Here is a 9,228-nt window from a genome sequence, read left to right on the forward strand (position 1 = left end):
TTCAGACGAAAATTGATATATTAGATAGTTATTTATAAATAACCAAGTCGAGAATCCCTATACCTCTCCAGCGTCCCCTACTTCACGCACTATAATTTTGCACACCCCTGGAATAGTAAGTTTAAAGATTATTTATTTCCTAATCTATCAGGAAACTTTACCACTAGATTGAGCAGTTTAAAAAGAAATAACATGAGTAATAACATTCCCAATATTACTGCCGAAAACCAGGAGTTAACCAGGAAATTGGAATTCCTGCATTTGGACTTTTTGGAGCTTTTTACGCTACACAAAAACATGCTCGAAAATGAGTCGGGTATTCTCTCTTCCTTGTATCTCGAAAAATTAGGTTTACTGCAACTGGAATTATTACAAAAGCAAACAGAAGCTTCCCGGCTTAAAATGAAAATGAAGCTGATTCAGGCTGCGATAAACCGGGATGAAAAACCCGATTTCAAGGCAATCGAGCAGGAGATTTATTCTCGTTTGGAAAAATATTATACCCAGATCCGGGAACAAGCGGCTGCCTTAGAAGAAGCAAATAAGGTGCTTTCGCACCTCATCCCGGAAGAAGATGTACAAAAACTAAAAGAACTGTTTAGAGTTCTCTGTAAGCGATTGCATCCCGACCTGAACCCTAAGCAAACCGAGGAAGAAAAAGATCTGTTCATCAAGGTGAAGTCAGCGTATGATTTGCAACGGATTAGCGAGCTGCAAAATATTCTGCTCTATCTGGATGATACTACCAAAGAAAAGCTGCACCTAATTTCAAGCGACGAAAAAGTGGAGGGGATAAAACATCTTGAAACCCAGATTAACAGTTTAAAAGTGAAGATCGAGGAGTTAAAACAAAGCTTTCCTTTTAATATGGAAGATTTGATTCTCGATGAGGGTAAGATTTCTCTGAAACAAGAGGAATTGCGAATTCAAATTAAAAGTGCTGAAGAAGAAATACTTAAGCATTCGAAAATTATTAAAATTTTGGGTGATGAATAAATCTATACTTCCGATAACACCGGGCCTATTGGCGCTCTTAAACAATGAGGAGACAGGCATACTTCCTTTTACTCAGGAAATCTTTTTGTTGGAAATTGATATCGCAGGTACAAATCATTGTAAAGAAATTGAGACTGTCAAAAATCAGATAGTTCCGGAAAAATTGCTAAGCATGAAGCGGGAGCCAGATAATAAATTCGATGAGTATGCGATTGCTATTTATTGTGAGCAGGTTCGGGTTGGATATGTCCCCGCAAAACTGAATTTGGTTTGTTCCCGATTGATGGATGCGGGAAAATTATTCTTTTGCAGGGTGGTTGAAAAGGAGTGGGAAATGAAATGGCTGAGAATAACCGCAAATGTTTACATGGTAGAGTAAAATCGCAAGGCTGCAACGCCCTTGGAACTAATAACAAAAACAACTTATAATTTATGATAGACTTTATTGGAGATATTCACGGGCATGCCGACAAATTGGAAATATTACTTCTTACGTTAGGCTATAGAAAAATTGACGGTGTTTATTCACACCCCGAGAACACAGTATTATTCGTAGGCGACTATATAGACAGAGGGCCAAAAATTAGGGAGACAATCCAAATTGTTAAGGCGATGGTAGAAAGTAAAAATGCCATTGCATTAATGGGCAATCATGAATACAATGCATTATGTTTCCATGCCAAGGATCCCAAAGGAGGACATCTTAGAGAGCATTCCATTAAAAATATCATGCAACATTACGAAACGCTTCAACAGTACAGGTATTTTAAAGAGGAATTTGAAGAGATGTTGGAATGGTTTAAAACCTTGCCATTATATTATGAGAAAGACAATTTTAAAGCGGTTCATGCCTGTTGGGATAATAAGAATATTGAATTTCTAAGAAAGACCTTGAAGAAGGACCGACTGGATGATGAGCTACTTAGAAAATCTGTAGTTAAAGGAACCAGATTAAATGAGGCGATTGACCAAACCTTAAAAGGCAAAGAAATTAAAATACCTGATGGAATTCCTTTTTATGATAAAGACGGGAACCAAAGAACTGAAATGCGTATAAAATGGTGGGAAGATATTTCCAAAATGACTTATAAATCTATAAGTATTCCTCCTATGGAAATTTTACCAGAGCAAACAATAATGGATTCCAAATTAAATACCCGTGACTTTTATCGTGAGGACGACAAGAACGTATTTTTCGGGCATTATTGGTTACAAGGGGAACCCTCATTATACAAAGACAACATTTGTTGTCTGGACTATAGTGTAGCAAAAGAAGGTAAGCTGGTAGCCTACAGACTTAATGGGGAAAGTGTTTTAGAGAATGGGAATTTGATTTATGTTTAGAATCACATAACAATGTAGATAGTTCTCGATACAAATTTCAAAACCGTCAGTTCGAGTGTTTTTCACATGCGGAAGCATTGTGAAAAATGTATCGAGAACCGGTTTTGAAATTCACTCGAACTGACGAAAAACCTAAACCCCCGTCAGATCGAGTGGTTTTTACCGAGGCAAAAGCTGAGGAAAAAATGTATTGAGAACAAAGCAACGTTAAAATTTACTTGTACAGCCGAAAAAGAAAAAACTGTATATTAATTAAATGAAAAACAGCTACGTCTATATCCTGAAATGTTCTGACAACACTTTCTACACAGGCGTGACTTCCAATCTCCATAAGCGTCTGATTGAACATCAATCTTCCAAATATCCTGACAGCTACACTTCCCAAAGGCTACCGGTTTCACTAGTGTATTACGCAGAGTTCACAGATATTAAATACGCCATAGCCACAGAAAAACAAGTGAAAAACTGGTCCCGTGCAAAAAAGGAAGCCCTTATTGCAGGTGAGTTTAATGAACTCCCTAATCTGGCAAAGAAGAATTTTTTAAAGTAAATTTCTTTAAACCTTCCCATAGTCGTTCTCGATACAAATTTCAAAACCGTCAGTTCAAGTGTTTTCCCAATGCGGAAGCATTGTGAAAAATGTAGCGAGAACAGGTTTTGAAATTCACTCGAACTGACGATATACACTGTAACCGTCTGTTCGAGTGTTTTCTACCGAGGCGAAAGCTGAGAAAAAAAAATGTATCGAGAACAGGTTGTAAGTTCAGACTCCCACGTATGTTCTCGATACAATTTTTTTTCGCCTACCGGCTCAAGAAATCACTCGAACTGACGAAGTTTTTTTTCACGAACCGTCAGTTCGAGTGTTTTTCTCGATGCGGAAGCATTGTGAAAAATGTATCGAGAACCGGTTTTGAAATTCACTCGAACCGACGGGGGAAGCGAAACAGATTTTAAAATGATTTCTTCACCATTCCTTCTTTATAAGAATCAGAAGTGTTTTTAATCACAAAATCCACAACCCCAAGTACGAGTTCCTCCTCTGTAATAACATCAACTTTCCATTGTCCTTCTTTAATGTTGCTTTTATAAGTATATCCACGGAAACCTTGATCACGCCCACCGGCAACTTCAAATCCAAGGTTATCAGTTACTTCCCATTTTCCGGTTTCGGGATTGTATCGTTTCCACCTATGAAAAATGGACTTTTTTAAATCTGTAGGTGCAAAAACAGAAGTGAACACATAAACTCTTTGATCTGCTTGACGATGAAAATTGATGCTATGTTTACGCCAAAATACATACCATAGATCCTTCTCGTAAGTCACGATGTATTCATTATTTATTTTTCGCACATCATGAGCCACCAACCCGGTATCCAAAGCCAGCGGCACTGGTGGTATAAGATTGAAATAGTAAAAAACATTAATCGTTATATAAATAGAAAGGATAATACTTATCAGTTTTTTTAGACTTATCTCAGCTCTTGCGCCTGGGCTTGACCTGTAAATAAACCTGATAAGTGCCAGCGTAGACCACAAACTTATAAGTCCCGAAATAATAAAAATGAAAGTATTCATTTTCCGGATGAGCGTGGGAATCATAAAGGCAAAAAAGGTGAAACTTATAAAAAAATAAACACTGAATTGAAGGTATTTATTGGAGATTTTCTTTTTAAGAAACTCGTTGGCAAATAAGAGTAGAACCAGTAGTACGAAAAAGACCATGGTTTTTGACATGGACACACTTCTGAAAAAATAGATGACAAAAGCACTTGAAAGTGCGCCAAAAAAGAACTGTATAGCAAGCGGCAGATATTCGTAATATCGTCTGATAAAAGCACCTTCCCACTTATCATTATTCACTGTATTATATAAATAAAGCGTTATAGAAAGTAAGGTCATATGCGAACAAAGTACCACCGTATCATATATACGATCTATTCGCCCTAAGGTCAATGTGTCAAATATAAAACCACCTATAAAAAATAGAATGGGAGCGTACTTTTGATTGCGTATAAGATAACTTCCAAAAGCACTTTTTCTATATCTTACTAAAGCTCTTTTCATAATACATTGAGTAGCGCCAAATGTAGCATAAAAACTTCAACCAGATACTTGTTTAGACCTTAATGCCAGAGAGATAATGAAAAAAAGCGGAATGGAATTAATTGTTATTGCTCATTATTAATTGTTATTCGGTGATTCAGGAAAAAGGCATGAAAACTCCGATAATAATTAGTTATTAAATTTTTTAGGGTGAGGATGACAAGAAAGTGTTTTTCGGGCATTATTGGCTACAAAGGGAACCCTCGCCATACGAGGACAATATTTGTTGCCTAGACTATAGTGTTGCAAAAAAAGGAAAACTGGCAGCCTAACTTGACATATGTGTAGATAAATAAATCATATAATTATGTGATAGGATACCTCAATATCAATTTAATTCAGAATTACTTAGGCTTTACTGTCATTGTCCCTCAAGAAGTATCTTAGCATGCTTGTAAATCTATACCTATTGGAAAAACGCATCTTCTTATTTTTCCCATTTTAGTCTTGTCCCCCAAATATTTCATTGAATTTATTTCGCATTTCAGTATTTCCAAGCATCACTATCTCTGCTCCAGGAGGAAGTAGTGTATCTGTTGTTAATAAGGTAAAAACTTTTGAATCCTTTTTTATGGCAATTACTGAAAGTCCTGTTTTGGCCCCAATACCTGATTCTAGGAGAGATTTATTTTCTAAGGAAGAGGGGGTTGGAGTAATAAATAAAGAAATACCTTCTCCAAGAACTGTAAGTTCATGACCTTTAGAAATTGCTAAAATTGCTTCAGATCCCAAAGTAGCATAACTCAGCACAAAATTTGCCCCTGCTCTATGCATAATATCAATATTTCGAGCTTCTGAAATGCGACTCACTATCCTTAATTCCTTGTTTAATTGACGGCAATAGGATGCTAAGTAAATGTTCATCGTATCATCATTGGTAGATAACAATACCGAAGGAGCTTCCAGTACTCCAGCTTTTTTAAGCAATTCATAATCAGAAGCCCTCCCCGCGAATACCTTATTACAAAAGGGGCTTGCTTTTTCGCAAATTTCTGGATCCTTATCAATTAGATTAACTAGGATATTATTTTTACACAGTAATTTTACCGCAGCTAAGCCTACCTTTCCTCCTCCTATTACTAGAACAGGATTTGGATTTATAGTATGCTCATAGAATAGCTCATCTACACTTTTGAGTTGGTCTTCATTTCCAATTATAACTAAAACACTTTCATAAGTAAGCTTTGTAGTGCGTTGAACTGGTATTAACCTCCCTCGCTCCCAAATGGCTACAATACTTATCCCAAATTTCTGTCTCAGTCCGGCTTCCTTAATAGTTTTAGAAACGAGTTGCGTATTAATGACGGGTAATTCTGCGATAAACAAATCTTCATATTGTCCTATAGGTCTTGTGTGTTGTGCGTTAACCCTGTTGGCCAGTTGTTCCCCAAGCCATCTTTTTACAGGTAATACGTGATTTGCACCACTTAATTCCTGAACATGAACCGATTCGTCATCTGTCGCTATAGCTACAACAGGAATAGTTGGAGATATGGCTCGAATGGTGAGAATGATCTTGGTGTTTAGAATATCATTTCTATTAGCAACAAGCATTTTCGCATTCTTAATGTTGGCACGAGCATAAGTTTCTTGACTATCCAATTCTCCAAAAATTACGGGAACACGCTCGTCATGATATTTCAGCGCTTTGGACAAATCGTTTTCAATAATATAAAAGAGAGTTTGCTCTTGTAATAATCGCTCAATGAGATCTCTGGCTATAACATCATTAGAACATATTAAAATATGATTCCTTGTTACCTCAGGAACTTGACGCGGAACCCTATTTTTGTCCTGCGACTCTAGAAGAGGAACATAAAAGTGCCGTATAAATGCAAATGGTAAAACTATTAATAACATAATAATTCCAGACACTAACACTATTATACTAAACAGCCGACCTATATCAGATTCGAAAGTGATATCTCCAAAACCCAGTGTACTCATCACCGTAAGTGTCCAATAAAATCCTGTTATCCAGGAATGATTCTGGCCTTCAACCTGCGCCATTATAATATGGAAAAGAATAGAATAGATTATAACAACAATTCCCAAAAGAGCTAGATACCTAAATAATATCTTAGAATTTCTTTTAAAGTCTTTGTCTCTCAAGTAATATACTAACTGACTACCTACAAATTTCATAACCTGTACCGCTAAATTGGATTTACAATTTTCTTATTTCAAATTGTTAACTCATCCAATTTACGTTATGTTTTTCTTAATTCCTTATAAAGGATTTAATCAGCTATAATGGCGAGACAAATTTGATACAAAGCCAAAATGATAACTTAGCTTTAAAAAGTTATAAGCCTTAACGCAAAGAATGATTTAAGTTAATTCCAAATTCGAAGAATGAATGAAAACTCAAACATTACTTCAGCTTTCATACTCATTTATGTTTTCCGCTCATACTGCAAAGCGAGAACTTATTGAAAGTGTAGTTGGTAATTAAAAAATTAACGCTTTTAAAGTAAGGATTAACTGCGTTGATCCCAGAGAGGGAACCTGCAAAGAAAACCCAGGCAATCCAGAGGATTGCCTATGGTATTTTTGTTCTGCGCTCATACTGCAAAGCGAGCTTTGCTTATGGCTGCAAAACAAAAAACCCGCAACTTTCGTTGCGGGTTTCTTATTGCGGAGAAAGAGGGATTCGAACCCCCGGAGGTGTGACCCTCAACAGTTTTCAAGACTGCCGCATTCGACCACTCTGCCATTTCTCCTGAATGCCTCATCAGCTATTCGCTGAATGCGGGTGCAAATATAACACGCTTTTTCTATTTACCGCAAGTAAATCCTAAACTTTTTTCACCCAATTTTAAAATTATTTCCCTGCCCTTCCCCTTTCCCCTGACTGTCAAATAGTTTAACTTTTTTATTCTTCTGATTTTTCTTCAAATATTGAATCCCGCTTCTCTCCTTCTTTATTAACTCTGCCAAATTCTTTAAATTCAACTTCAAAAAATCCGAAATCATGCAGGATGCTGCCGAACTGAAATATTATCAAAAAGCCAATAAGAAAATAACCGATTCACTTAAAAATCCCGAGGTGGTTTTTATGGGGGATTCCATCACCGAAGGCTGGGTAAGTCTGGATCCCGACTTCTTCCATTCAAATAATTATGTGGGGCGGGGAATTGGCGGACAAACTTCCTTTCAAATGTTACTTAGATTTATGCTGGATGTGGTGGCACTTTGTCCTAAGGCGGTAGTGATCCTTGCTGGAACAAATGATATCGCCGAGAACTCTTCGAATTATAATTCAACTCATACCCTGAATAATATTAAAGCGATGACCGCAATCGCCACAGCTCATAATATCAGCGTAATACTTTGTTCCCTTTTGCCGGTGGATGATTACCCCTGGAATCCGGGATTGAATCCTATTCCAAAAATTGCCGAATTAAATAAAGAGCTCAAAGAGCTTTCAGAAAAACAGGACTTCATTTTTGCCGATTTATTTTCAGCTACCGTTAATGAACATTATGCCCTTAAAAGTGAATATTCAGAAGATGGAGTGCATCCAACCTTAAAGGGTTATAAAACCATGCAGCCTGAAATTCAGGAGGCGATAAGAAAATGTTTATCCTTGTAATAAACCATGTTAATCTTAAGGTCAAAAGCGAGATTTCGCACAAATGGTTTCGGTTAAAACTCCTATCTTGCCCCTGCTTATTAAAAAATTACTTAAATGAAAAGAATACTGGCCCTGGCCATCCCCGCATTATTAGCAGCCTGTAGCGCTCAAAATAATAAGATCGAAAATGCAGATCCTATGGATTATGCTAAAACCATAACCGCAGAGGAACTAAAAGAACATTTATACACTTTTGCCAGCGATGAATTTGAAGGTAGAGAAACCGGAGAACCGGGTCAAAAGAAAGCTGCCGAATATCTTAAAAATGAATATAAAAGTCTGAATCTGCCTTCTCCCCTTGGCGGTGATGATTACTATCAGGAAGTTCCCGTAGAATATTTTAAACGCGGAATAGTAAAACCAACAGAAAATGTAGTTGCCTTCCTTAAAGGATCGGAAAAGCCGGATGAAATTCTGGTAATTTCTTCTCACTATGACCACGTGGGAATGGATGATGCCGGGAACATCTATAACGGTGCCGATGATGACGGATCTGGAACTGTAAGTATCCTGGAAATCGCTGAAGCTTTTGTAAAAGCCAGCAAAGATGGATTCACTCCAAAACGCTCAATTCTTTTTCTGAATGTGACCGGTGAGGAGAAAGGTCTGGTAGGATCTAAATTTTATACAGACGAACCTATATTCCCGCTTGCCAATACCGTTGCCAATTTGAATATAGATATGATTGGGCGAATAGATCCTGCTCACGAAGGGAACAATAACTACGTTTACCTAATAGGAAGCGACAAACTAAGTACCGAGCTTCATGAGCTTAGTGAAACCGTGAACAACAAATTCATGAATCTGGAACTGGATTATAAGTATAACGACGAAAATGATCCTAACCGATTCTACTTTCGAAGTGATCACTATAATTTCGCCAAGAATAATATTCCAATCATCTTTTACTTTAACGGTACTCACGCCGATTATCACAAACCAACAGATACACCAGACAAGATCGAATATGATCTGCTTGCAAAAAGAGCTCAGCTGGTATTCTTAACTGCATGGGAGATCGCCAATCGCGAGAATCGTGTGGTGGTTGATAAACCAATAGAAGAATCTGCAAAGAAATAAGCAGAAAAATTATAAAAGCATTAGCCTCGTGAGAACGGGGCTTTTTTTATATAGTAGCTAGTA

General features: G+C 37.1%; 8 protein-coding genes and 1 tRNA gene. 6 read left to right on the top strand and 3 right to left on the bottom strand.

Translation table 11 applies throughout. From position 1 onward, the window contains the following. Positions 1-192: 192 nt before the first annotated feature. From ACNKXV_RS11615 to ACNKXV_RS11630, 4 genes are all read left to right on the top strand, one after another. Positions 193-996, top strand: coding sequence for a J domain-containing protein (locus ACNKXV_RS11615; protein WP_417907902.1), 804 nt, complete (start codon positions 193-195; stop codon positions 994-996). Next, entirely contained in the window at positions 989-1,375 is a 387-nt protein-coding gene (locus ACNKXV_RS11620) for an HIRAN domain-containing protein (protein WP_417907903.1), read from the top strand. The genes ACNKXV_RS11615 and ACNKXV_RS11620 overlap by 8 nt, the downstream gene beginning before the upstream one ends. Positions 1,376-1,428: 53 nt before the next feature. Beyond that, on the top strand, positions 1,429-2,340 hold the full coding sequence (locus ACNKXV_RS11625; protein WP_417907904.1) for a metallophosphoesterase: 912 nt from the start codon (positions 1,429-1,431) through the stop codon (positions 2,338-2,340). Positions 2,341-2,596: 256 nt separating this feature from the next. Beyond that, positions 2,597-2,890: a GIY-YIG nuclease family protein gene (locus ACNKXV_RS11630; protein ID WP_417907905.1), complete on the top strand. Its 294-nt coding sequence runs from the start codon at positions 2,597-2,599 to the stop codon at positions 2,888-2,890. A 403-nt stretch (positions 2,891-3,293) separates the two neighbouring features. Here the strand turns inward: ACNKXV_RS11630 and ACNKXV_RS11635 are convergent, their stop codons facing one another. The 3 genes from ACNKXV_RS11635 to ACNKXV_RS11645 all read right to left on the bottom strand — a co-directional run bounded on the left by ACNKXV_RS11635 (position 3,294) and on the right by ACNKXV_RS11645 (position 7,171). Next, on the bottom strand, positions 3,294-4,409 hold the full coding sequence (locus ACNKXV_RS11635; RefSeq protein WP_417907906.1) for a DUF2914 domain-containing protein: 1,116 nt from the start codon (positions 4,407-4,409) through the stop codon (positions 3,294-3,296). Between the two features lie 480 nt (positions 4,410-4,889). Beyond that, complete coding sequence (locus tag ACNKXV_RS11640) at positions 4,890-6,593, bottom strand: potassium channel family protein (RefSeq protein WP_417907907.1); 1,704 nt, start codon at positions 6,591-6,593, stop codon at positions 4,890-4,892. Positions 6,594-7,086: 493 nt separating this feature from the next. Further along, positions 7,087-7,171 (bottom strand) — tRNA-Ser (locus ACNKXV_RS11645). A 251-nt stretch (positions 7,172-7,422) separates the two neighbouring features. Here ACNKXV_RS11645 and ACNKXV_RS11650 point away from each other — a divergent pair. Together ACNKXV_RS11650 and ACNKXV_RS11655 are read left to right on the top strand one after the other, a co-directional pair. After that, a complete protein-coding gene (locus ACNKXV_RS11650) occupies positions 7,423-8,043 on the top strand; it encodes a GDSL-type esterase/lipase family protein (protein ID WP_417907908.1) in 621 nt (206 codons plus the stop codon). 96 nt (positions 8,044-8,139) lie between these two features. Further along, the gene (locus tag ACNKXV_RS11655) at positions 8,140-9,165 is read left to right on the top strand and encodes a M28 family metallopeptidase (protein WP_417907909.1); all 1,026 of its coding nucleotides are present in this window, start codon (positions 8,140-8,142) and stop codon (positions 9,163-9,165) included. The last annotated feature ends 63 nt before the right edge of the window (positions 9,166-9,228 follow it).

The organism is Christiangramia aquimixticola, assembly GCF_048285835.1.
GTDB classification, from domain to species: Bacteria; Bacteroidota; Bacteroidia; order Flavobacteriales; family Flavobacteriaceae; genus Christiangramia; species Christiangramia aquimixticola.

Bases quoted from the DNA above. Each gene is read 5' to 3' on its own strand.
- ACNKXV_RS11615 (WP_417907902.1), top strand. From the start codon at position 193: ATGAGTAATAACATTCCCAATATTACTGCCGAAAACCAGGAGTTAACC.
- ACNKXV_RS11620 (WP_417907903.1), top strand. From the start codon at position 989: ATGAATAAATCTATACTTCCGATAACACCGGGCCTATTGGCGCTCTTA.
- ACNKXV_RS11625 (WP_417907904.1), top strand. From the start codon at position 1,429: ATGATAGACTTTATTGGAGATATTCACGGGCATGCCGACAAATTGGAA.
- ACNKXV_RS11630 (WP_417907905.1), top strand. From the start codon at position 2,597: ATGAAAAACAGCTACGTCTATATCCTGAAATGTTCTGACAACACTTTC.
- ACNKXV_RS11635 (WP_417907906.1), bottom strand. From the start codon at position 4,409: ATGAAAAGAGCTTTAGTAAGATATAGAAAAAGTGCTTTTGGAAGTTAT.
- ACNKXV_RS11640 (WP_417907907.1), bottom strand. From the start codon at position 6,593: ATGAAATTTGTAGGTAGTCAGTTAGTATATTACTTGAGAGACAAAGAC.
- ACNKXV_RS11650 (WP_417907908.1), top strand. From the start codon at position 7,423: ATGCAGGATGCTGCCGAACTGAAATATTATCAAAAAGCCAATAAGAAA.
- ACNKXV_RS11655 (WP_417907909.1), top strand. From the start codon at position 8,140: ATGAAAAGAATACTGGCCCTGGCCATCCCCGCATTATTAGCAGCCTGT.